The organism is Streptomyces sp. NPDC001292 (genome assembly GCF_042896465.1).
Taxonomy (GTDB): domain Bacteria; phylum Actinomycetota; class Actinomycetes; order Streptomycetales; family Streptomycetaceae; genus Streptomyces.
This window is the reverse complement of sequence record NZ_JBIAXG010000020.1, coordinates 21,380-44,878: the sequence shown is the minus strand read 5'-3', so window position 1 is coordinate 44,878 and position 23,499 is coordinate 21,380. Positions and strand designations below refer to the sequence as shown.

Sequence of the window (23,499 nt, the reverse complement as noted above, 5' to 3'; positions counted from 1 at the left end):
ATGCCACGAAACCGAAGACTGGCGGCGGCAGCGGTGTGCGTCGCGCTCGCCGCACCGTTGCAGGCGGCGGGCACCGCGCGCGCCGCTGACGTCCCGGTCTCCCTCTGGTCCCCCGAGATGACCGTTCAGGTCGACCCGGACTTCCCCGTGGTCGAGCGCTATACCTGGACGGCCGACGGCTCCGTCCTGCACGGCCATACGGGCGACACCGGCAAGATCGTCGTCAACGGGCAGACATACGCGCCCGCATCTCACGGCACGCCGAGTCGAGGCGCTGTCGACTACACGCTGCGCGTCGACGAACTGGGCCTGACCATCCGGGCGCGGCTCGCCGTCAGCGGCCACGTGCTGACCTTCAAGGTCACCGACATCGCTGAGAGCGGCGGCCACAAGCTCCGCACGCTGGCCTTCCCCGACCAGGGGCTGGTCTCCGCACGCTCCGACCAGCCGGGTGCCGAACTCGCCGACGCCCGCCTGTCGTTCACTACGGCATACAACACCGAAACCAGCATCGACAAGCACACCAAGCTCGTCGATGCCCCGGTCGACAGCACCCCGCGCGGCACCAGCTACGCGATCCTCAACACCGATCGCCTCGCCGCCTCCGTCGAGACCAACTCGCTCGAGGACCAGTCACGGCTGCTAGTCCGCACGACCAGTACCGATGGGGTGAAGAGCACCTCCTTGTCCAGCGGCGGCTGGACCTGGCGGCCCGAGCCCGTCGCCGGCCAGGACCCGAAGCCCACCGAGCTGCCGTATGCCAAGGTTGTGCTCACCGGTGACCGCAACGACGACGGCGCGGTGGACTGGCAGGACGGCGCGATGGCCTGCCGGGAGATCATGTACCGGCCGCTGGGAGCCGACCGGACCAAGAGCTTCGTGGTCTCCAACATCGAGTACAACACCAACAGCTTCGCCAGCCATCCCTTCACCCGGGTCCTCGACGACATCAAGAAGGGCAGTCTGCTGACCGACGGCCTGGGCCAGCTGGTGCAGCTGAAGGGGTATCAGGCCGAGGGCCACGACAACGCCCACCCCGACTACGGCGGCCACATGAACGAGGGCGCGGGAGGAAAGAAGGACCTGAATTTCCTGGTCGAACAGGCCAAGAAGTACGACGCCGCGATCGGGGTGCACATCAACTCCACCGAGGCCTACCCGGACGCGAAGAGCTTCCGCTGGGACATGACCAACGGTGAGGCCGATCCGGGCTGGATCTACCGAGACGTGTCGTACCACATCAACCGCGACAAGGATGTGCAGTCAGGCGCCTTCGGCAGGCGGCTGGACGAGCTTGCGAAGGATGTTCCGGGGCTGGCGTTCATCTACAACGACGTGTACTTCGCACGTGGCTACAACGCCTACGAGCTGGCCCGGCTGGAGCACCGGCACGGCTGGATGGTGCACACCGAGTTCGAGGACTTCCTCGACCGCGATGCGCTCTGGTATCACCGCTCCGGCCAGTACGAGGACAACGGCGTCCGTTCGCGGATTATCCGGTTCATCCAGAACACCGACCGCGACATCTGGTATCGCAAGGACGCGACGCTGCTCAAGGGCCTTTCGAACCTCTCTTACGGCGGCTGGATGGGTCAGACCGATCTGAGGGCCTGGCAGCGGAAGGTTTTCACCAATAACCTGCCGGCCAAGTTCATGCAGCACTTCCCCATCACCAAGTGGGCGGACCATCGGGTCGACTTCACCGACGGGGTGTACTCCACCGACGCGTCCGGGACCTGGCAGCTGTTCCAGGGCGACACCAAGCTCGCCGACGGCAACACGCTCTTCCTGCCCTGGGATCCGAAGAAGCAGACCAAGATCTACCACTGGAACGACGAGGGCGGCACCACCACCTGGAAGCTGCCGGAGAAGTGGCGCGACCTCGACACGGTGACGCTGTACCGGCTCACCGACACCGGTCGGCAGGACAGCAAGACGCTGAAGGTCACGGACGGCAAGGTGACCATCAGCGCCCAGGCCCGTACCGCGTATGTCCTCTACCGCGGCGCGGCTGGCCGGCAGACGACTGTGTGGGGCGAAGGCGCGATCGTCAAGGACGGGGCCTTCAACAGCCACACCTTCGACGCCTGGTCGCGGGACGGCGACGCCCGCATCGAGACCAGCGACAAGGGATGGCAGTACGTCCGTTTCGGCGGCGCCGGATCCGGCCGGCTGACGCAGCGTCTGCGCGGCCTGGAACCGGGTACGTACTCGGCCTCCACGTACGTACGGGTCACCGGCGGGCGCACGGCCACCCTCGGGGTCAGAGGATACGGCGGTGCCGCGGTGACCAGGTCCACCGACACCTCGCCCGCCGAACTGAAGGATCCGGTGAACGTCTGGAGCGGCACAACGTTCCAGAAGATGTACGTCGTCTTCACCGTCCCGGAGGGCCACAGCACGGCCACGATCAGCCTGTCCGGAGCGGCAGGCGGCGAGGGCACCACCGCCGACTTCGCCGACGTGCGGGTCAATCCGACGAAGGCCGCCGCGATCCCCGGTCCGCACTACTTCTCCGAGGACTTCGAGGCGGCCGACCGCGCTTGGGGACCATTCGTCAACAGCGAGGGCCCCGGCGTCGACAACCCGCACAGTCATCGCGCCGAACGCCACCGCGGTTACACCCGCGACACCATCAGTGGCGACTTCTCGTTCAAGTCCTTCCGTATCGCACGCGGGGACGTCTGGCGGACCATCCCGCAGACCCTTGAGTTCAAGCCCGGCCGCACCTACCGGGTGGGTCTCAGGTACCAGTCCGACACGGCCGGGCAGTACCGCCTGCAGGTCCGCTCGGGCGGTACGGGCGATGCGGACCGGGTCCTCGTCGACGATGCGATGCCGGCGACGACCGGCCGTCCGCTGGACAGTTGGCCGTCGGCCGACGACCCGCGCCCCGTCGACTGGAACGACAGCGCGCCGCCGCAGGACAGCGCGCCCAGCAGGGAGTACGCCACGGTGTTCAGCACGGGCGGCGCCACGTGTGGTGAACCGTATCTGGCGCTGACCTCCGCGGGCGGCAAGGGCGCGATCACCGTGGACGACTTGGTGGTCGACGACCTCGGCCCGGCCCCCACGTCCGGCTCCGGCTGTCCGGAGACCGGCGCGGTCAGCCTGTCCATCGACGGCATCGACGCTGACGGCGGCGAGGCCGTACCGGTCACGGCAACCTTCACCAATCATGCGGACGTACCTGCCACCGACGTTGACGTGAAGCTGACCGCGCCCTCCGGTTTCACCCTGACGGCGACCTCACCGACCACCGCGAAGACCATTGAACCCGGCGGCTCCCTGAAGGCCGGCTACACCCTTCAGGCACCGGCCGACGCGAAACCCGGCTCGTACCACCTCAGCGGCCAGGCGACCTCCGACCACCTCGGACACCAGGTCACGGCGCTGGCCGACCGGCAGATCAACTTCGACTGCCGGCCGGGCGTGCGCTGTGAGGCGGAGGACGCGGTGCTCGAGGGCGCGACGGTGGAGACGCTCGCACGGGGCCAGAGCGGAGACGGCTACGTCAACTACTCGGCTGGTTCGGGCAACTACATCGAGTGGATCGTGGACGCGGCCGATCGGGGCGACCACGCCCTGGCGATCCACTACGCCCTGCTCTCGGGTGACCGGCCGCTCGCCCTCTCCGTCAACGGTCAGGAGATCAGGACGGACTCCTACCCGCCCACGGGGTCGTGGTCGCAGTGGTCCGATGCGGAGGCGGTGGTGCCGCTGAAGGCGGGCAGGAACACGGTCCGCCTGACCTCCGCCAAGGACGACGGGCCCAACATCGACTACCTCACCGTCACGGCCGCGCACTGAGAGACCGCAGGCCGCAGCGGCGGGCCCTCCACGACCATGGCAGGTCGTGGAGGGCCCGCCGCATGGGCCGGAAATACTGCCTCATGTTCTCCAAGATGATCGGTGTTGTTCGGTTGAGCGGACTTTCTGGCCGACTTCGTTGGTCCACGCCTACAGTCCGATCACTTCCTGCGGCGCTTTTCGGCCGCAGACACCGGTTCCCCCGAGGAGGACGCTGTGTTTCCGTGCGAGAAGGGTCGGCGCCGGCTGGGCGTCGTCGGCATCGCGGTATCGCTGACGCTGGGCGCGGGTGCCTGTACCGGGGGCACCACGGGGAGTGCCGGCGGCGCCGCAAGCGGAGGCCGGGCACTGACCATGACCGCCGGAGCCGTCACGACCTGGGTGCGCAACTTCAACATCTATTCGCCGGCCAGCGACAAGAGCCCGGCCCCACGGCTGATCTTCGAGCCACTGGTGCGAGTCGACTACACCAAGGGCGCGGAGATCGAGCCATGGCTGGCGAAGTCGTTCGACTGGAACGACGACGGAACCGAGCTCACCTTTCACCTGCGCTCGGACGTGAGCTGGTCGGACGGGCAGAGGTTCGACGCCGATGACGTGCTCTTCACACTCCAGCTGATGCTGGACAAGCCCGAGCTGAACCTCGCCGGCGTCTCGTACAAGAAGGTGACGAAAGTCGATGCCCGTACCGTCAAGGTCAGCTGGGACCATCCCGCCTACACCGAGCTCAGCAGCTTCGGCACAGGTCACCTTGACATCGTCCCCGAACACCAATGGGCCGGGAAGGACCTGAAGTCCTGGACCAACCCGGAGCCGGTCGGCACCGGTCCCTACACGGTCGGTAACTTCGGCAGCCAGCAGGTGACCTACCGGGCCCGCGACCACTACTGGGGCAAGCCCGTCGCCGTCCCGACGATCAAAATCCCCGCTGTGCTCGGCGACGCCACCCAGCCCAAGCTGCTCAGCGGCGAGCTCGACCTGGCCACGGCCGCCTGGACGAACGCCGACAAGGAGTTCGTGGCCAAGAACCCTAAGACCAACCTCTACCGCGTCTACGCGCAAGGCGGCAGCACCGCGCTGTACTTCAACAACGCCGTCGCCCCGTACAACAACGTCCACGTGCGCCGCGCCATCTCCGCGGCGGTGGACGCCGGGAAGATGCTGGCCCTCAGTAACACCGGACAGGCCGCGGCCAACATCACCGGTCTCGATGAGCAGACGTACGGCGACATCATCGCCGAGCAGTACCGCGGAAAGATCAACAAGCAGGACGTCGGACTGGCGAAGAAGGAGCTGGCAGCCAGCGGCTATCAGGTCAAGGACGGCAAGCTGGTCAAGGACGGCAAGTCCTACCCGCTGGAGCTGAAGTTCATCCAGGAGTACGCCAACTGGCAGGCTTTCGCCCGAGGCTTCGCCGACCAGGCCGGGAAGTCCCTGGGCCTCGCGGTCAAGCTGTCGCCCGTGCAGTCCTCCAGCTTCGACCCGGAGGTGAACGAAGGCGACTTCGGCATGGCCTTCAACTACGCCGGCTCCGGCACCGGCGTGTACAACGCCTACTCCTCCATGCTGGACAGCAAGTACGCCAAGCCGATCGGCACAAACTCCAACTTCAACAACACCGTCCGCTGGCGCGACCCGAAGACCGACGAACTGCTCGACAAGCTGCGCCGCACCGACGACACGGAGCGCATCAAGAAACTCTCGGCAGAGCTCGAGAAGATCGTCGCCGAGCAGGTGCCGCTGCGCCCGCTCTTCCAGACCGTGTGGTTCGTCGACATCAACGCCAGCCGGTGGCGGGGCTGGCCCGAGCCGGGGGAGTCCGGCTACGTGCCGCATTTCATCAACGGTCCGGACTTCACCATGACCCTCCAGAACCTCAAGCCGGCCACGTGAGGACCAGGACCGCATCGTGACTGAGCCATCGCTTCTCATGGCAGACGAACCGGGGGTGCTCTCGGCCCCCGGCTCCTCGGCCCGGCGCAGACGACGGGCATCCCGGTGGATGCCCCTCACCAGGAGGGCCGGCTTCTATCTGGCCGCGGCCTGGGCTGCGATCACCGCCAACTTCCTGATCCCGCGGTTGATGCCCGGTGATCCGGCCGAGGTGATCCTCCGCCAGTTCCAGAAGACCTCCGGCGGCGAGCAGCTCCCGCCCGGAGCCGTCGACAACGTCCGGGCGCTCTTCGGCGACCCCAAGACCAACCTGTTCCAGCAGTACCTCGACTACCTGGGCAACCTGGCACATCTCGACTTCGGTGTGTCGGTGAGCCGCTTCCCGGTGCCCGTCTCCGACCTCATCACGGTCGGACTGCCGTGGACGCTGCTGCTGGCCGGCGTCTCCACCGTGCTGGCCTTCGTGATAGGAATCGTGCTGGGCATCGTCGCGGGATGGCGCCCCGGCCGGCTCACCGACTCGGTCATGGCGCCCTTGGCGATGTTCACGACCTCCGTGCCGTACTTCTGGGTGGCACTCCTCGCCGTCTGGGGGCTGGCGTTCCACCTGCGCTGGTTCCCGCTGTCCGGCGGCTACTCGCCGGACGAGACCCCCGGGTCCTTCGGCTACCTCCTGAGCGTCCTGCGCTACGGGATCCTCCCGGTGGCGACGATCGTCTTCGCCTCGGCCGGGAGCTGGCTCATGGGCATGCGCAACATGACCGTCACCACGATCAGCGAGGACTACGTCCAACTCGGCCGCGCCAAGGGACTGTCGACCTGGCGGGTGATGACTCGCTACGGCGCCCGCAACGCCATCCTGCCCAGCTTCACCAGCTTCGCGCTGGCCCTCGGCCATGTGGTCGGCGGATCCCTGCTCACCGAGATGGTCTTCTCCTATCCCGGCATCGGATTCCTGCTGTTCGACGCGATCGACAAGCGCGACTACCCGCTGATGCAGGCGGTGTTCCTGCTGATCACCCTCGCGACCTTGTGCGCGAACTTCGTGGCGGACTCGGTCTACAGCCTGCTGGACCCGCGCACCCGGGAAGTGAGCTGAGCGATGAAGGACTTCGTCCACAGCTGGAAGGTCCGCGTGGGCCTGGGCGTCCTCACGGTGTACGGCCTGCTCGCCCTGTTCGGCCCCGCCCTCAATGCCCTGCTCGGCCTGGATCCGCGGGCCATCGACTACGACGCCACCGAGCAACCGCCGTCGGCCGCGCACTGGCTGGGCACCACCACCGGCGGGGAGGACGTGCTGGCGCAGGTGCTCGCCGGGACCCGCGGATCGGTCGTGGTCGGCCTGATCGCCGGGATCCTGAGCACCGCGATCGCCGTGCTCGTCGGCGTCATCGGCGCCTTCGCAGGGGGCAAGACCGACGCCTGCGCCACCTTTCTGACCAACCTGTTCCTGGTCATCCCCGTGTTCCCGCTCATCCTGGTCGTGGCCGGCTATCTACAAGGTGGCGGCGTGCTGATGATCGGGCTGCTCATCGGCTTCTTCGGGTGGCCCGGAGGCGCCCGTACCCTGCGGGCCCAGACCCTGAGCCTGCGCAACCGCGACTTCATCGTCGCCATGCGCATGCTCGGCGAACGCCGCTGGCGGCTGGTGTTCGTGGAGACGATGCCGCATCTGGCCGGATGGACCTCCGCGATGTTCCTGCACGCGGTCGTCGGAGCCGTGCTCGCCGAAGCCGGACTCGCCTTCCTGGGCATCACCAGCCCCGACGCCGTCAGCTGGGGAACGATGATCCAGCAGGCGAACCAGCAGTCCGCACTGCTGCGCGGCCTGTGGTGGTGGTTCGTGCCGCCCGGCGCCTGCATCGCGCTGCTCGGACTGGCGGCGGGCCTGGTGAACTTCGGCATCGACGAGATCGCCAACCCCCGCCTCAAGGCGGCACGGCGCGGCCTGGTGAAGCAGGTCGAGAAGCGCGCCAGGACGATTGCCGCCCGACCGCAGCCGGTGAAGCAGGAGATCCCACGATGAAGATGTCCCCACGCGACGACGTGCCACGCAACGAGGTGCTGCTCCAGGTCAGGAATCTGACGGTCGAGTACATCCGGCCCGCCCCCGAACCGGGCGTGGTCGCCTGCCGCGATCTGACCTTCGACCTGCACTGGGGCGAGATCCTCGGCGTGGCAGGCGAATCGGGGTGCGGCAAGTCCACCCTGATCACCGCACTGACCCGGCTGCAGCGGATGCCCGCGGTGACCACGGGCGGTGAGATCTGGCTGCACCGCGACGGTGGGCAGCCCATCGACCTGGTGCAGCAGTCGGAGCGAGCGTTGCGCCGACTGCGGTGGAGCGAGATCGCCATTGTGATGCAGTCGGCCATGGACGCCCTCAACCCGGTGATGCGGCTGGGCGCCCAGTTCGCCGACGCCCTGCGCGAGCATCACCGCGACATGAGCAAGAAGGCCGCCTGGGCCCGGGCGGCCGAACTGGTCGCCATGGTCGGTATCTCCCCGGACCGCCTGCGGGCCTATCCGCACGAGCTGTCCGGCGGTATGCGCCAGCGCGCGTCGATCGCCCTGGCCCTGGCGTGCGAACCGTCGCTCGTCGTCATGGACGAGCCGACGACCGCCGTCGACGTGGTGATGCAGCGGCAGATCCTCTCCCAGGTGCTGCAGATGCGCGAGCAGTTGGGCTTCGCGGTCGTATTCGTGACCCATGACCTGTCACTGCTGCTCGAACTGGCCGACCGGATCGCGATCATGTACGCGGGCCGGGTGGTGGAGATGGGCGCCGCCAGAGACCTCTACAGCAACCCCCAACACCCCTACACCCGCGGACTGCGGGACTCCTTCCCGCCGCTGTTCGCGCCCAGGCAGGAACTGCACGGCATCCCCGGCACACCCCCGAGCCTGACGAGCCCACCACCCGGCTGCGCCTTCCATCCGCGCTGCGCACGGCGATTCGAACCGTGCGGCGACCGGATACCTCAGCTCGTACCGTCGGGCGGGGGCCACGTCGCCTGCCATCTGCACAGCACAGCCGGGAACGACGCCGGCTCCGTACCGAGGAGATGAGTCTGTGACAGCCGAGAAGGCTCCCGTCCGGGTGCCCGTGCTCGAGGCGGTCGGTGTGACCCGCCACTTCGACGTCAGCGGCGGCCTGGGCAGGACACAGGTGGTCCGTGCCGTGGAGGACGCGGACCTCACCCTCCACCGCGGCGAGATCGTCGCTCTCGTCGGTGAGAGCGGCAGCGGCAAGACCACGCTTGCCCGGCTGCTGGCACTGTTCCACCCCGTCACGGACGGGGAGATCCGGCTGGAGGGCACCGTCGTACGGCCGAAGACCAAAGCCGCCAAGGCGTACCACTCGTCGGTACAGATGATCTTCCAGGATCCATTCGGATCCCTCAACTCCATGCGCCGGGTACGGCACAACATCGAGCGGGCCCTGAAACTGCACGGTCACGCGGCGGCGTCGAAGGCCGAACGGCGGCGTCAGGTCCTGGAACTGCTGGAGAAGGTCAACCTCACACCGGCGGAGCACTTCATCGACAAGCTGCCCCACGAGCTGTCCGGTGGCCAGCGGCAGCGCGTCGTGATCGCCCGCGCGCTGGCGGTCCGGCCGAGCGTGCTGCTCGGTGACGAGCCGATCTCCATGCTGGACGTGTCGATCAGGCTGGACATGCTCAACCTGCTGGCCCGCCTGCGGGACGAGGACGGGCTGTCGCTGCTCTACATCACGCACGACATCGCCAGCGCACGCTATCTCGCCGACCGCGTGTGTGTGATGTACGCCGGGCAACTGGTGGAGTCGGGGCCCACCGAGGAGGTCATCCAACACCCCAAGCACCCCTACACCCGGCTACTGCTCGAGTCCTCTCCCGACCCGGAGCGGCTGATGAACCCGGAGTTGGGCAGTGCGTTCGACCGGACCGCGTCGCCGGGAGAGCCCCCGAGTCTGGTGAGCCCGCCGCCAGGCTGCCGCTTCCACCCCCGCTGCCCTTCGGCCCGGGACGAGTGCCGCCGGGCCTTTCCCGCCCGGACGGAGTTCTCTTCCGGGCAGTGGACGCACTGCTGGCTGCACCGCTCCGGAGGCTGACCACCGCAGCTGTGTGGCGGCCGCCGACTTCATGAGAAGCCGAGTTCGTCCCGGCGCTTCCGGAACCTGGCGACTGCGTCGGCGTGTTCGACGTCATCGATCGCGTTGCGCAGTTCGCCGGGGTCGGCCCGGAGGTCGAACAGCACCTCGGGCCTGCCGGGACCGTAGGACTGGTACTTCAGATGGCCCCGCTTGATCATCAGGTTCCTGGCCTGGAACTCCGAGACCACCTCGTTGTCCCATCTCGAGTCGTCACCGTGCAGGAGCGGGACGAGACTGCGGCTGTCGAGGCCGACGGGCACATCGATCCTGGCCAGCTCGCACAGCGTGGCGAACAGATCGCAGAGGCTGACGTTCCGGTCCACCGTGCGGGCCTGGAACCAGCGGGGCCAGCGCACGATGAGCGGTACCCGCACACTGCCCTCGAAGAACTTCTGCTTCTCGAAGACACCATGCTCGCCGAGCATCTCGCCGTGGTCGCTGGTGTAGACGATGAGCCAGTCGTCGGGGTCCTGGCCGACGTGCCGTATCGCGTCCAGCACCCGCCCGAAGCGCTCGTCCGTCGTCTCGACCATCGCGTAGTACGCCGCGGTGGCGCGGCGCAGCTCGCGCTCGCTGACCTCCTCCCCGGCCCGTACGCGGCACGCCCCGCCCAGGAACGGGTGGTCGAAGAGGCTTTGCCCGGTGTACGGGGTGACGCGGTTGAGGTAGTAGTCGAAGCGGTCGGCGCGCGCGGTGATGTACGGGTAGTGCGGCTGGTTGAGGCTCACCTTCAGGAGCAGGGGCGTGTCGGGCAGCGCCCGGTCGTAGCCGCTGTCCACGAAGTGGCGGTCGAGATAGTCCAGCGCGCCCTGTACGGCGTACTCGTCGTCGATCTCGTGGGAGGCACGCCCGGGGCCCGCGCGCCGCACCTCCTTGTCCTGCGGCCACTTCAGGTCCATCGGGACGGGCATCGGCTCGACCCGGCGGGGCACCAGGGCGGGGTCCATGGCGATGTCGGCGCCGTAGCGGCGCAGCCAGCCCTGCATCTGGTCGGCTCCGGTGTGGTGCAGCTTGCCGCACGCCACCGTCTGGTAGCCGTACTGGGCGAACCGGCGGGCGAACGTCATGTGGCCGGGCGGAAGGTCCTCGCCGTACCGCTCGCATCCGGTCGTGTGAGGGAGCTGCCCGGCGGCCAGGCTCTGCCGGGCCGGAATGCAGATCGGGGCCGGGGTGTAGGCGTTGGTGAAGACCACGCCCGTGCTGGCCAGTTCGTCCAGGACCGGGGTTCGGGCGACCGGATCGCCGGCGTACCCGGCGACATCGGCCCGATGCTCGTCGTCCATCAGGAACAGCACATGCGGCCGCTCAGTCCGTGACGGCGTATTCATCTGTCTCCTCCTCGTGTGTTCACTCCCCGCGGACGGTCGGAAACGACCACCGGCCGTTCCCTGGGGGAAAACCGCGCATAGCGCACGGGGCCGTCCAGCCGGTGGCCGCCGAGCGTCGGCGCGTGCGCGGCCTCCTCCCCGAGAGCGACCAGGATCCAGGTGCCGTCGGGGAACCGCGCCGTGACCGTCGCCCCGTCGACCTCGCAGCGCACGCCGGAGGGGACGGGAGCCGGTTCGGGGCCGCCGCCGGTGAGGCCGACCACGGCCACATGCACGGTCCGGTCCGTTGCTCGCTCACCGGTGGCGTACGGGACGGCGGCCCAGCGGGCGAACGCGCTGGTGTTCTCGGTCGCTGCGACGGTCACCGCGGTGTGGCCGCTGAGGGAGACGAAGGTGCTGGTGAGCCCGGAACCGGTGGCGGCCACAGCCCAGCGGTCGCCGCTGTCCCGCCGCGGCGGCCTGTCATCGGCGACCTGCCATCCGCTGTCGTGCAGGGTCAAGCGGGCGGGCGCGTCAACCAGATGGGCGCGCAGCTCCCACAGCCCCCACACCACGCTCGCCGTCTCGATCCGGGCGTCGGCGAGACGGGCCCGGGGGGTCCGCGCGCCTGCGTTCTCCCGTTCCTCCTTGCCGGGCCAGACGGGGCGGTGCCAGGACGCGGCGTAATGGTCGGCGACGCCGAGCCGGTGGATGCGCGTACGGCTGGACAGGCCCAGAGCGGGGTCCACCAGCCCCACATGGTTGTCGGTCACGGGGAGGCCGGCGGCACCAAGTACTGGACCGGTGACCGTGGAGTAGGCGAACCGGGCGTAGTGCGGGTCCGAAGAGGTGCGGCCGGGGACGTGGTTGTCGCTGCCGTGGTTGAGGAGCCGGACGATGCCGTCGGCGCGGGTGGCCGACATGAGGAAGCCGGGTGCGGGCAGTGCCCGCACCCGGTCCCGGCCTTCGACGGGCAGCGGCACTTCCACTGCCGTCCAGCACGGATGATCGTCCGGCAGCAGGAGCCCCGCGAAAGCCTTGGAGAGCCAGTACGGCGAACCAGGTCCCGAGTACCCCTGCACTATCGGCGGGAAGGGCCCGTACCAGCCGAGCGTCGGGATCCCGTGAGCATCCCGGAAGCCGCGGTCGACGAAGTGTCTCAGCGCGCCACTGGCCAGGCGTCGGGTGAGCCCCGGGGCGAGCGGGGTGGCGTCGGCCAGGGCCCCGATCCAGGGAGCTGTTGCCGCAGCGAACCGGTAGATCAGGGATCGGCCCTGGTGCACCGGCGCGCCGTCCGCGCCGAAGAAGAGCGGGAAGTCCTCCAGGAACCGCACCAGCCGCTCCCGGAACACCGGAAGACGCGCGGCTCCCCGCTCGCCGGCCATCAGCGCCCACAGGACGGGGTAGTGGTGCATGGCCCAGCCGCAGTAGTGGTCGAAGTTGTCGGCCGTACGGCCGTCGCCGCCGTCGCGGTACCACCCGTCGGCCACGTAGAAGTCCTCGACCCTGGCCAGATCGGCGCCCATCTCGGCGCGGTCGTGCGCGGCCCCGACACTCGCGAGGAACTCTCCCACGACCACCCGGAACATGTGCCAGTTGTTGTCCGGGATCTCCAGCCCCCACACGCCCTGGAACCAGTGCACCACCCGCTCCTGGACCGCGGGCGGGAGGCGGTCCCACAGCCACGGTCGGGTCAGGTGCAGGCCGAGGGCGAGCGAGCACGCCTCGACCAGGGTCTGGCGGCACTCCCGGGCGATCGCCGGCCAGGCCTCCGGATGGTGCGGATCGGTGCCGGCGGCGATGCCGTCGGCGTACGACTGGAGCAGCCCGGTGGGCGCCTCGCCGCCGGAACCCGCGAGCCGGTAGGCGAGCAACAGGAACGTGCGTGCGAAGCCTTCCAGCTGGTCGGAGTCGGGGCCCGACGACGAGGTCTTGCCGGGCAGCACGATCCGCGCGCCGGACGGTGAGGCGAAACGGTGGGCGTCGAGCAGCAGTTGGTCGGCCACGGTGAGCCAATGAGCCCTGGTGTACCCGGTGATGGGGGAGAGTGTGCGGTCCTCCGCCGGCAGTACCGGTCCGGACGAACCCATGAGCGGCTCCTCGGTCTCGTAGCGGTGGCATGGATGGCGATCGTCAGCATCACCGCAAGCCGGAGCGAACACAAGAAGATCGAAAGCAATCGAAAGTAAGAGGTTTCGATCGAAGGCCGGAGTCGTTAGGCTGCACGACTCGCACACCTGACGGACCATCGGTCGATCCAGGGGGACTGGGTGATGTTGGCGGTAGAGCGCTACGAAACGATCATGCAAGCGGCCCAGAGCCAGGGCTGGGTCCGGGTGACGGACATGGCGGAACGGCTGGGAGTCTCCACGGTCACCATGCGGCGCGACATCAGCGTCCTGGTCGACCGGGGCCTTCTCGAACGGGTCTACGGTGGGGCGAGCATCCCGAGCAGAACGCCGGTGCCCAAGAGGGGCGGCCACGCGCCGCGGACCGGTCACCGGGCGACCGTCGGACTCGTGGTGCCGTCGTCCACCTACTACTACCCCGGGGTCATCCGCGGAGCCGAGTCCGCGGCAGGGGCCCTCGGCGTACGCGTCGTCCTGGCCGTCTCCCACTACAACCGCGAGCTCGAGCGCCAGCAGGTCACTCGGTTGCTGCGCGCGGGGGTGGACGGACTGCTGATCGCGACGGCCGACCCACCCGACCGGGACCCGGAGATGATCGAATGGCTGACCGGCATCGACGTCCCCGTCGTCCTCGTGGAGCGATCGCTGGCGGGCCCGGCCGCCGCGCGCATCGAGTACGTCCGCAGCGACCACGCCGCCGGTGCCGAACTGGCGGTGGAGCACCTGGTTTCCGTCGGCCACACCCGGGTGGCTGCGGCTGCCGGGCTGCGCAGTCCGACCGCCTGGTGGCTGTTCGACGGCCACACCGCCGCGCTTGACCGGCTGGGCATCACCGACGGCGGGGTCGGACACACGGAGCTGCCGCGCTCCGACCTCGATCCGCTCGGGAACGCCGAAGCGATCGGCTCCCTTGTGGACCGCTGTCTCGCCGCCGGGGTACGGGCGTTGGTCGTCCACGCCGACCGGAACGCGGCGGCCATCGTGCATACCGCCGCCGAACGCGGGCTCACCGTCCCTGGCGACCTCGCGATCGTCGCGTACGACGACGAGGCCGCCGCGCTGGCCGAGGTGCCCCTGACGGCGGTAGCTCCGCCCAAGTTCGACGTGGGTCGCACGGCCGTGGAGGCCCTGATGCTGCGTATCGGCTCGCCCGGCGACGCCTTGGCGACCCGCCGCATGTCGCTGCTGCCCGGCCTCGTCGTCCGGTCCTCCTGCGGAACCGCCTGAGAACTGCTCCTGCTTTCGCTTCCTTTCGATCGGCCGGGTGCACGTTGACGCCTCTCACACGGCGATCGTTGGATGGTCGCACATCCCACACAGCCGAGGAGAGAAGTGACCAGGAGCAGCCGAGCGCGCGTGGCCTTCGCGATGCATCGTGGTCTTCGCGAGCGCCTGCTCGACGACGAACTGCTGGGCAGACTGCGCGCGGTCGCGGACATCGAACCGGGACCGGCGCTCCATGAGTTCTCGTCTCCACAGGCCGTGGCCTGTCTCGGCCGGGCCGACATCCTCGTCACCGGCTGGGGGTGCCCACCGCTCACGGCCGACGTACTTGCCTTGGCGCCGTTGCTGCGAGCCGTCGTGCACGCCGCGGGATCGGTCAAGCACCACATCACCCCGGCCTGCTGGGAGCGCGGCCTGTCGGTCTCCTCCGCCGCCTCGGCGAACGCCGTACCGGTCGCGGAGTACACCGTCGCCATGATCATCCTCGCGAACAAGCGCGTCTTCCCGCTCGCCGCCGAGTACCGCTCCGCCGGGACCTCCACGAACGTGAGCGCCCGGTACCCGTCCCTCGGCAACTACCGCAAACGCATCGGCATCGTCGGGGCGTCCACGATCGGGCGGCGGGTCCTCGCACTGCTGCGCGACTACGCCTTCGACCTCGTCGTGTCCGACCCCTATCTCACCGACGCAGAAGCCGGCGAGCTCGGCGCGGAGCTTGTCGATCTCGACGAACTGGTGGCGACCAGCGACGTCGTCTCGCTGCACGCCCCGGCGCTACCGGAGACCTGCCATCTGATCGACGCACGACGGCTGTCCATGATGCGCCCGGGCACGACGCTGATCAACACGGCGCGCGGTGACCTGGTGGACACCGACGCCCTGACGGCGGCGGTGCAGGGCGGGCAACTGTACGTGGTCCTCGACGTCACGACCCCCGAGCCCCTTCCGTTCGACAGCCCCCTGCGAAACCACCCCCACGTCGTGCTGACGCCCCACGTCGCGGGCTCCCTGGGCACCGAGCTGCTCCGCATGGGAGAGCTGGCGGTGAGCGAGGTGGAGCGTCTCATCACGGGAGTGCCGCCGCGCCACGCTGTACTCCAGCACATGCTCGGCCGTACGGCATAGATACCCGGGCCACGCCCGACTCTCCTTTCTCATTCGGAGGCCTCATGCCGTCGCGGAACAAGCAGGGAGAGCTCCGGCTCGGTGTCGTGGGACCGGGCCTGCGCAGTCGATCTTGATCAGGAACTTCTTGAACTCCGCTGCCGGGTGCCGACGGTGCAGGGCGGTGATGTCTCGCCGGTGGCGACGTCGAACGCGGCGAACAAGGTGGTCAGTCCGCTGCGAACGTAGTCGTGGGTCCGCTGCTCGGGCACGCCCGGCATCATCGGCAGGACTGGGACCGGTCCAGGGCTTGGATTTGCGGGCTGGTGCCGGTGGCCGCGCGCCGGCTGAGATCGGCCGCTAACGCCGCTCGCTCGGTGCGGATCAGCTTTCCAGGTGGTGAGCAAGAAGAGCAACACGAGTAAGCGGTACACGGCCGAGTTCAAGCGGGACGCGGTCGCGCTTGTCCATTAACAGAGTGCGGGCCCGCAGCGCCTCACCGAGCGGCGGCGGGGCCGGCAACCGGTGGACGGCAGCCTGCCGACGTCGCGGTACCAAGCGGTGCTCGAACGACCCAACGACCCGCGGGATGAGGTCGACGACATGTGGGAGGCGCGGATCCGCTGCCACGCCTGGGACGGTCCCACGCGGCGGTCGAGATGGACCGTGACCCGGGCGCCTACCAGCAGGCGATCTGTTCGGAATGCGCATCGGAGAGCGCCCCGTTCTACCGCGCCGCCCGCGCCGAGGCCCGGCGTCCGGTGCGGCGGTGATCAAGGCCCTCGGCGGAGCGCTCGAAAGGACGTCAAGCGGGGCAGAGTTTTCGACCGGGCCGGGCCCGACCGCTCACCGCGGCGGTCGTGGTGTTGGCTCGCGGCCTCCGGGGTCGGGATCTACCTGGTCGAGCAGGGCGGCACGTTCGGCAAGACCTGGTCGTCTCCGATCACCCTGGGGATCAGCGCTGCCGGCTACCTCGCCGCGGCCCGGCGAACTTCACGCTCCCAGCACGTGAAGCACTACGTCGACCTCCGCCAGGCCCTGACCAAGTACGCAGCGCACCTTGCCCCAGGAGATCGACTCCAGATGCACGGCCTAGCAGCACGACAGCGGGCCAACAACAGCGCTCACGGGCCAGTGTCACGGCGCGATTTTCCTGCGAACGAGGAGACCGATCCTCACAAACGCGCGGCCCTGGACGAAAACCCCCACCGCCAGCAAGATCGGCCTCCCCCGCTACCCCGGCCTTCGGTGCCGGGAGCCGGTCGCCCACCCCTGTTTGACCGAGGTACTGCTGTTTGACCGAGGTACTGCTGACTCACGCGCGCGCGGTGTGAATGGCTACGGCGTCAACTATTGCGGGCCAGAGTTCTCGTGGCCGGTCGTGGCCCATGTCGGCGAGGAGCATCAGCTGCGCGTGGGGCACGAGTTCGGCTGTTCGCTTCCCTCCGCTGGGATCTATCAGGGTGTCGTCGAGGCCGTGGATCACCAGGGTCGGCACAGTGAGTTTGGCGAGCGCCTCGGCACGTGATCCTGCGAGGATCATCGCTCCAAGCTGCCGGCCGATACCCGCTGGGTAGTACGCGCGGTCATAGCTGCGAGCGGCGAGTTCTCGGATGCCCTCGATGTCGGTGTAACGCCTGGACGCCCAGATGGCTTCTCTTTCGGATGCACTGATGTATCCGTCACGGTCTGCGGGCTTGGGACTGAACAGCACCTGCTGGGCTTCGGGGCTGGGTTGTCCGTATTCGGGCTCGCCGGTGGAGGACATCATCGAGGTCAGGGTGAGGCACCGCTCGGGGCGGGTAATCGCCATGGTCTGAGCAATCATTCCGCCCATCGATGAGCCGAAGATATGGGCGCGGGTGATACCCAGTGCGGTGAGCAGGCCCAGGCCGTCGTCGGCCATGTCCTGCAGCGTGTAGGGGATCATCTCTTGAGCAGTGGAGATGTCGCCGGTACTCACGGCTGCGATGAACTGGCCCATGTCGACTGGGCAGGCATCGAACTTCGTGGACAGGCCGCAGTCGCGGTTGTCGTAGCGGATCACGTATCGCCCTCGGGCGGCAAGCATGTGGCAGAAATCTTCATGCCAGGAGATCATTTGGGCTCCGAAGCCCATGACCAGCAGGACGGGCGGGTCGGCGGCGTCACCGAAGCTGTCATATGTGATGGAAGCCCCGGAAGGGACGTCAATGATGGGCATGGTTACTCTTCTCGATCTTGACGTGAGTCGCGCCGCTTCAGCTGTGGGCGTTTGATCTTCACGTCGTCCAAGCAGGTCGTGGTGGTCGTCAGGTTCTTGAACGGGATCGTTAGGGATGCCAGGTAGTCGATTGCCCTGACCTCGGCTTCCAGGGCGGCGAGGCCGTCGGCCTCAGCAGCGGAGTCCGCTTCGATTCCGATGAGGTAGCGGAACGTGAATCTGGTCAGGGTCGGCGTATACGTGAACGTTCCTTCTTTACTGAAGACCGCAGACCGTAGGTCGTGTTCTGGCTGCTCATCGAGCAGCCGCGTGCGGACCGGCGGGCCGGGCCGGTCGAACTGCCCGGCCACCTGAGCTCTGTATGTCCTCACAGTCATGTCGTCCCGCCTCCTTGCGAGCGGTAGGGGAGTTGTCCGTCCCGCCGCGCCCCAAGAACGGGCACGGAGGTGTCTTCACTGCCGCGCAGGCCTCCGGATGTACACATCTGGCCACGTCTTTCCGGCGTGGTCACCCGGTCGCGTCCTCTGGCGGATCGCGGCTGTCACTGATCCGGGGCGTTCTGGGCGTGGCGTGGCAGCAGGAAGGTAAGTACGAACGCGGCCAGGATGAGACCGGCGCTTAGGTACATGGCCGTCGAGGTGGCCTCGCGGAACGCCCCGATATGCGTGGCTGCCGTGGACGTGCTCAGGAAGTGGAAGAAGGTCGTGCCGAGCACGGCGACGCCGAACGCTCCGCCCAGCTGCTGCACCGAGGTCAACGCGCCGGAGGCGGAACCGGCTTCGCGGGCGTCTACACCGGCGAGGACGATGTTGAAGAACGGAGCCATCGTTAGTCCCATGCCCACGCCCAACAGGCCGAGAGCAGGTGCCATCGAGGAGATCCCGATCGCGTCGCCGGCCAGGTGCAGTGTGAGCGCGAAGCCACCGAAACCCGCCGCGGTCATCGCCTCGCCGAGGAACATCAGCCGACGACCGAGCCGGACGTTCAGTGGCCGGGATACGACGAAGCCGGCGATCATTCCGAGCGCCTGCGCCAGCGTCGCCAGACCCGCTTTGAACGGGGAATAGCCGAGACCGAGCTGGACCAGCAACGCGAACACCACCGAACAGCCCATCAGCGCACCGAAGAGCATCAGCCCGGTTGCCAGACCCGCTATGAACGCCGGCTTGGAGAACAGCGACGGCGCGATCAGCGTGCTCTTGCCCTGCCGTTCCCGGAATCGCTCGATCAGTCCGAACGCGCCGAACAGCCCGAGGCCACCGACCATCAACAGGTAGGTCCACCACGGCCAGCCGAGCTCGCGCCCCTGGATGAGCGGATAGATCAGCAGAACCATGGCCACCGAGGCAATCGCGCCTCCGACGAGATCGACCCGGGACCCACGAGCGGGCCGGGACGCCGGGAGGAGCACAAGGCCGGCAAGACCGGCAAGGATACCGACCGGCACGTTGATCGCGAAGATGGCCCGCCACGACCAGCCGAACAGGTCCAGGTCGATGAGCCAGCCCGCCAGGATCGGCCCCGCTACCGCCGACAGCCCCATCACCGGCCCGAGCGCGCCGAATGCGGTCCCGGCTTCCCTCGGCGGGAAGATCTCCTTGATCATCCCCAGTCCTTGCGGAATCATCAACGCCCCGAACAAGCCCTGCAGGACCCGGGACGTCAGCAGCATCGCAGCATCCGGCGACAGCGCGCATGTCAACGACATCGCGGTGAACCCGGCCATGCCGATCAGGAACACCCGGCGCCGGCCGACCACGTCACCAAGCCGTCCGCCGATCAACAGACCGCTGGCCATCGCGATCGTGTACGCGGCACCCAGCCACTGGATCAGGGTCTGCCCACCACCGAGGTCACGCACAATGCTCGGGCCTGCGACCGAGGTGACCAGCGAGTCGAGCATGTCCATCACCTGCGCGGCCAGGATCACCCACAACGCGCGCCAGCGCAGCGGGTAGGTATCCGCAGGTGCGGACGCCGAGGTCTGCCCCTCGGCAGAGACGGTAGCCATGATTTCCTCAGATCTGGACAACACTGCCACGATCACCGATCGCGAAATGAACGAACACCGTTCTACGTGCGAACAGTGTTCGTGTCAACTATGCTGCGGTTATGGCCCCCCAAAAACCATCCGGCCGGACGGCGCGCTCGGCCGGCTCCCCCGCTCGTGTCTCAGCCCGGCGGCGCCACCGCACCCTCAGCCGGAATGCGATTGTCCAGGTCGCCCTCCAGATCATCGATGCCGAAGGCGTCGACGAAGTCTCGATGCGGCGCGTCGCGGCAGAGTTCGACACCGGCCCCGCGAGCCTTTACGCCTACTTCGACAACAAGGACGCGCTGCTGCACGCGGTTCTCGACCAGGTCCTCGATCAGATGCCGATACCTGACGGCGAGGACTGGAAGAGCATGGTGCGCAACTACGCCCATACGAGCCGCGCCCTCCTCGCCAGCCACACCGACCTGGCTCGGCTGACGTTCGCGCACATTCCCAGCAGCCTGAGGATGTTCGACGCCGCCGAGGCACTACTCAAGGGCATGATCGAGTCAGGCGTCCCACCCCACTCCGCCGCGTGGGCCCTCGACGCCATCTCCCTCTACGTTGCAAGCACCGTCTACGATGCGTATCTCAAACGCACACGCTTCAGTGACGACAGCGGCCGCGACCCCGAGGAACTTCGCGCAGCCCAGTTCCTCGCCGGAGTCGGCCAAGCCTTCGCCTCCACATCACCCACGCGCTTTCCCTACCTGATCAAACACGCCGACGCACTCATGGCCGGAACCCAGGACGACCGCTTCACCTTCGGCATCGATGCCCTCATCGCAGGCCTCGCCGCGCAAGCGGAGAGCGTGCCTGAAAGATCGGGTAAGTCCGTGATGTGAGGCTGATCCTTTGCTTCGCCGACGTGAGGGGCTTGGTGCGGGCACGCTGGAGGGCTCAATTGGCGGGCAGCCGCTGGTCGCCCGGATGCGCTATACCCGGACCTGGGTCCGCGACCAGGCGGGCTGGAAGATCGTCGCAGCCCAGGCCACGTTCGTCACCGACGGGCTCCTCGACACCGACGACGGCACGCACCGTGGCTGAGCCGACGGCCCACCGGCTGGGTGCAGGGACCATGGTGCCTCGCACGACGACACGACCCGCACCCTTTCCTCGCCCTGGCCACCAGCCGTGGACGGGCCCTGATCGAACCGTCGGCTCTACCTGCCCGAGCACTCCTGGTGCTCTGATTCCGAACGCCGTCACGCGGCGGCCCCTTCGCATCTCACTCGCCCTTCACATCGCCAACGAGCCCTTAATTTTCGTGGTATTGGATGATCGACGCGGTCCGCTACGTGGTCGACAACGGAGTCAAGTGGGCCAACCTGCCCGCAGACTTCCCGTCGTTCAAACGTGTGCACGCCTTTGCCCGCCGGTGGCAGATCGGGGGTCTGCTCGCCGAGCTCCACGACCGGCTGCACGACAAGGTCCGGGAGAAGGAGGGCCGGAAAGCCGGTCAGCCCGTCCACCCTGCGTCGCTACCTCTTGCCGTTCCGTGTTTACAACTTGTGGGCGGAACAGCGGGTGAGCAACGAAACCCCGTCGCTCGACGCCATTGCGCAAGAGTGCGCAGCCCACGGGATCAACGCACAGCACAACAAGCCCCTCACCACCGACTACATCGCCGAGCAGGCCGTCGACTTCGAACGGCGCTGGCAGGCACTGACGTGGTGCCGCAGGGGCCACGCAGGCCGTGCTCCTCGGGGAGCACGGCCTGCTGCATCATCTGGCCGAGCGTTCGGATGCGAGAGTCGAGGCTCGACCCGGATCGCTGCCCTCACCGAGGGAGACGCGGTGCTCGCAGGCCTCGCCCTGCACCCTCCGGCCGGCTGCGCCGAGACCACCGCCTTATCGCCTGGCACCGCACGCTGTTGCGCTGGAAGTGGAGACAAAAAGCCCGCACGGAGGGGACGTCCGCCGATCTGCGAGGAGCTCACCGCACCGATCCTGCGCCTGGCCAGGAGACTCGATCCGCATCCAGGGCGAACCGCGCCGCCCGTGCCACCGCATCGGCGCCTGCACCATCCGGAGCCTTGTGCGCAGTGTCGGGCCTGGGCCTGGCACCCCGACGCGGACGACGTGGACCCGGCACGGGGCCGACGGGGCGCCGGTTCCTTAAGTGCCCAGGCCCGGCCTATTCGCCGGAGACTTTCCCCTCTGCACTGCGAAACCGAGACCGACGCCGTCACCGACCCCGCCGCGGCGGACTTCCGCATGGCCTACTACGTCGTGATCACCGCGCCCGCGGGCGGCTGGTCCTGGGCTGGCAGGGAACTCGGCTTCCGGGGCACCTGGAGGCGCTGCGGGGTGGGTGATGATGCGGTGAGGGTCCGCCGGTGAGATGCCGGGGAAGGTGGACGGCGCCTGATCCACACATACGGCAGGAGAGCCCGGTATCCGCCATGCCGCCGCCTCGCACCAGCGATACTGGATGCATGGATGCGACGACCACCGCCCCCCGCGCCGAGGTGCTGCGGGACCGTTACCGCAGTCGGCTGCCCGAGCGACTGCAGGAGCTGGCCGGCCCCGTCGAGGGCACCGTCGACCTGCCGCTCCACATCGTCTGGTCCGGGCGGACGAGCTACAGTCTGGACCGCCCGAAGTCCCGCATGACGCTCTACCGGACCGTCCTCGCCGAGGGCCTGCGCGAGGACCTGGCGGCCTTCCTGCACCACCGGCTGCTGGCCGAGCAGTGGCCCGTTCTGCGTCGCTTGGTCAGCCCCTACATCCGCGAGGTCTGGGAGGACGCCTTCCCCGAGTTGCCCCGCACCGCTCCGGCCGACGAGACCGCTGCGTGAAGCTCACCCCGCTCCACGAGTGTCTCCTCACCGACATCCTCGACCTCGGCTCCCCCTATCCTCTGGTCCTCACCGGCGGATACGCCGTGCAGGCCCATGGCCTGGTCGAACGCTTCAGCCGCGACCTCGACGTCGCCACCGAGAACCCCGCTCCGATGGACGAGATCATCGCCTCCCTCACAGCCGGCCTCACCGCGCGCGGCTGGCGGACCACACATGTCCAGACCGACCCACTCAACGGCCGGTTCCTCGTCACCGACCCGGACACCGGCGAGGAGTGCGAGGTCGACGTCCTCAAGGAGGCATTCTGGGCCCCGCCTGCCCAGACCCCCTACGGCCCCGTCCTCTCCCTCGACGACGTGATCGGCACCAAGGTCCGCGCCCTCGCCGACCGCGGCACCGTCCGCGACCTCATCGACGTCCAGGCCGCATCCCGCCACCGCTCCACCGCCGACCTCGAATCCCTCGGCCGCCGCCGCGCCCACGACGAGTTCAGGACTACGCCGCGTACGGGCTCACCTCCCGGCAGATCGAAGAGCTCAAGACGTGGGCGCTGGCGTGGGCGGAGGACCTGGGGGCGCGGATCCACGACGAGAACGCCTGACAAGAGGCCGCCCCCTCTCCCACCGGCGTGATCACGCGCTGGTCGTGGTGTCGAGGGGGTGGCGGCCACTCGCGCGCCGGCGACACCCTGGCCGAACCCCTGCGGGCGCAGCTGTCCGAACTCTGCCTGGACCCGCCGCACGTCGCGCTGTCCACGCTCGGCGGTGAATCCGTGGCATCGGCGCCGTACGCCTGAAGCTCGACCGTCTCGACGCCGACCTTTTCGGCGTCGTCGGGCCCCCGCGTCGTAGCGAG

18 protein-coding genes and 2 pseudogenes are annotated in these 23,499 nt (G+C 68.4%); 14 read left to right on the top strand and 6 right to left on the bottom strand.

The genetic code is table 11. The annotated features are described in order from the left end of the window. From ACFY4A_RS21575 to ACFY4A_RS21550, 6 genes are all read left to right on the top strand, one after another. Entirely contained in the window at positions 1-3,810 is a 3,810-nt protein-coding gene (locus ACFY4A_RS21575; protein ID WP_390830992.1) for an endo-alpha-N-acetylgalactosaminidase family protein, read from the top strand. Positions 3,811-4,026: 216 nt separating this feature from the next. Continuing rightward, a complete protein-coding gene (locus ACFY4A_RS21570) occupies positions 4,027-5,703 on the top strand; it encodes an ABC transporter substrate-binding protein (RefSeq protein ID WP_390830991.1) in 1,677 nt (558 codons plus the stop codon). A gap of 109 nt (positions 5,704-5,812) precedes the next feature. Next, positions 5,813-6,802 carry an ABC transporter permease gene (locus ACFY4A_RS21565; RefSeq protein WP_390831068.1) on the top strand — a complete coding sequence of 330 codons (990 nt, stop codon included), beginning with the start codon at positions 5,813-5,815 and terminating at the stop codon, positions 6,800-6,802. 3 nt (positions 6,803-6,805) lie between these two features. Further along, on the top strand, positions 6,806-7,729 hold the full coding sequence (locus ACFY4A_RS21560) for an ABC transporter permease (RefSeq protein WP_390830990.1): 924 nt from the start codon (positions 6,806-6,808) through the stop codon (positions 7,727-7,729). After that, the gene (locus ACFY4A_RS21555) at positions 7,726-8,772 is read left to right on the top strand and encodes an ABC transporter ATP-binding protein (RefSeq protein ID WP_390830989.1); all 1,047 of its coding nucleotides are present in this window, start codon (positions 7,726-7,728) and stop codon (positions 8,770-8,772) included. Before ACFY4A_RS21560 ends, ACFY4A_RS21555 begins: the two co-directional genes overlap by 4 nt. Before the next feature lie 4 nt (positions 8,773-8,776). Further along, entirely contained in the window at positions 8,777-9,796 is a 1,020-nt protein-coding gene (locus tag ACFY4A_RS21550; protein ID WP_390830988.1) for an ABC transporter ATP-binding protein, read from the top strand. A 29-nt stretch (positions 9,797-9,825) separates the two neighbouring features. Here the strand turns inward: ACFY4A_RS21550 and ACFY4A_RS21545 are convergent, their stop codons facing one another. Both ACFY4A_RS21545 and ACFY4A_RS21540 read right to left on the bottom strand, forming a co-directional pair. Further along, positions 9,826-11,166: a sulfatase-like hydrolase/transferase gene (locus tag ACFY4A_RS21545; protein ID WP_390830987.1), complete on the bottom strand. Its 1,341-nt coding sequence runs from the start codon at positions 11,164-11,166 to the stop codon at positions 9,826-9,828. Then, entirely contained in the window at positions 11,163-13,235 is a 2,073-nt protein-coding gene (locus ACFY4A_RS21540) for a DUF2264 domain-containing protein (RefSeq protein WP_390830986.1), read from the bottom strand. Before ACFY4A_RS21540 ends, ACFY4A_RS21545 begins: the two co-directional genes overlap by 4 nt. Positions 13,236-13,418: 183 nt before the next feature. Here ACFY4A_RS21540 and ACFY4A_RS21535 point away from each other — a divergent pair, with 183 nt between their 5' ends. Together ACFY4A_RS21535 and ACFY4A_RS21530 are read left to right on the top strand one after the other, a co-directional pair. Beyond that, positions 13,419-14,501, top strand: coding sequence for a substrate-binding domain-containing protein (locus tag ACFY4A_RS21535; protein WP_390830985.1), 1,083 nt, complete (start codon positions 13,419-13,421; stop codon positions 14,499-14,501). Positions 14,502-14,573: 72 nt separating this feature from the next. Beyond that, the gene (locus ACFY4A_RS21530; protein WP_390830984.1) at positions 14,574-15,623 is read left to right on the top strand and encodes a hydroxyacid dehydrogenase; all 1,050 of its coding nucleotides are present in this window, start codon (positions 14,574-14,576) and stop codon (positions 15,621-15,623) included. A 93-nt stretch (positions 15,624-15,716) separates the two neighbouring features. On the opposite strand, the pseudogene ACFY4A_RS21525 reads toward ACFY4A_RS21530, so the two are convergent. The 4 genes and pseudogenes from ACFY4A_RS21525 to ACFY4A_RS21510 all read right to left on the bottom strand — a co-directional run. Then, positions 15,717-15,898, bottom strand: a pseudogene (locus ACFY4A_RS21525) (IS630 family transposase); the annotation flags it as partial. Between the two features lie 1,019 nt (positions 15,899-16,917). Continuing rightward, positions 16,918-17,805, bottom strand: coding sequence for an alpha/beta fold hydrolase (locus ACFY4A_RS21520; protein WP_390830983.1), 888 nt, complete (start codon positions 17,803-17,805; stop codon positions 16,918-16,920). 2 nt (positions 17,806-17,807) lie between these two features. Beyond that, positions 17,808-18,182 carry a DUF6204 family protein gene (locus ACFY4A_RS21515; RefSeq protein ID WP_390830982.1) on the bottom strand — a complete coding sequence of 125 codons (375 nt, stop codon included), beginning with the start codon at positions 18,180-18,182 and terminating at the stop codon, positions 17,808-17,810. Positions 18,183-18,346: 164 nt separating this feature from the next. Then, positions 18,347-19,816, bottom strand: coding sequence for an MFS transporter (locus ACFY4A_RS21510; protein ID WP_390830981.1), 1,470 nt, complete (start codon positions 19,814-19,816; stop codon positions 18,347-18,349). Between the two features lie 101 nt (positions 19,817-19,917). On the opposite strand from ACFY4A_RS21510, the gene ACFY4A_RS21505 reads away from it, so the two are divergent. The 6 genes and pseudogenes from ACFY4A_RS21505 to ACFY4A_RS21480 all read left to right on the top strand — a co-directional run bounded on the left by ACFY4A_RS21505 (position 19,918) and on the right by ACFY4A_RS21480 (position 23,440). Next, complete coding sequence (locus ACFY4A_RS21505; protein ID WP_390830980.1) at positions 19,918-20,685, top strand: TetR/AcrR family transcriptional regulator; 768 nt, start codon at positions 19,918-19,920, stop codon at positions 20,683-20,685. A gap of 10 nt (positions 20,686-20,695) precedes the next feature. Next, on the top strand, positions 20,696-20,887 hold the full coding sequence (locus tag ACFY4A_RS21500; protein ID WP_390830979.1) for a hypothetical protein: 192 nt from the start codon (positions 20,696-20,698) through the stop codon (positions 20,885-20,887). A gap of 230 nt (positions 20,888-21,117) precedes the next feature. Beyond that, a complete protein-coding gene (locus ACFY4A_RS21495) occupies positions 21,118-22,158 on the top strand; it encodes a transposase (protein WP_390830978.1) in 1,041 nt (346 codons plus the stop codon). A gap of 120 nt (positions 22,159-22,278) precedes the next feature. Continuing rightward, on the top strand, positions 22,279-22,641 hold the full coding sequence (locus ACFY4A_RS21490; protein ID WP_390830977.1) for a hypothetical protein: 363 nt from the start codon (positions 22,279-22,281) through the stop codon (positions 22,639-22,641). Next, positions 22,638-23,245, top strand: a pseudogene (locus ACFY4A_RS21485) (nucleotidyl transferase AbiEii/AbiGii toxin family protein). The gene ACFY4A_RS21490 and the pseudogene ACFY4A_RS21485 overlap by 4 nt, the downstream one beginning before the upstream one ends. 27 nt (positions 23,246-23,272) lie before the next feature. After that, complete coding sequence (locus ACFY4A_RS21480; protein ID WP_390830976.1) at positions 23,273-23,440, top strand: hypothetical protein; 168 nt, start codon at positions 23,273-23,275, stop codon at positions 23,438-23,440. Positions 23,441-23,499 lie beyond the last annotated feature (59 nt).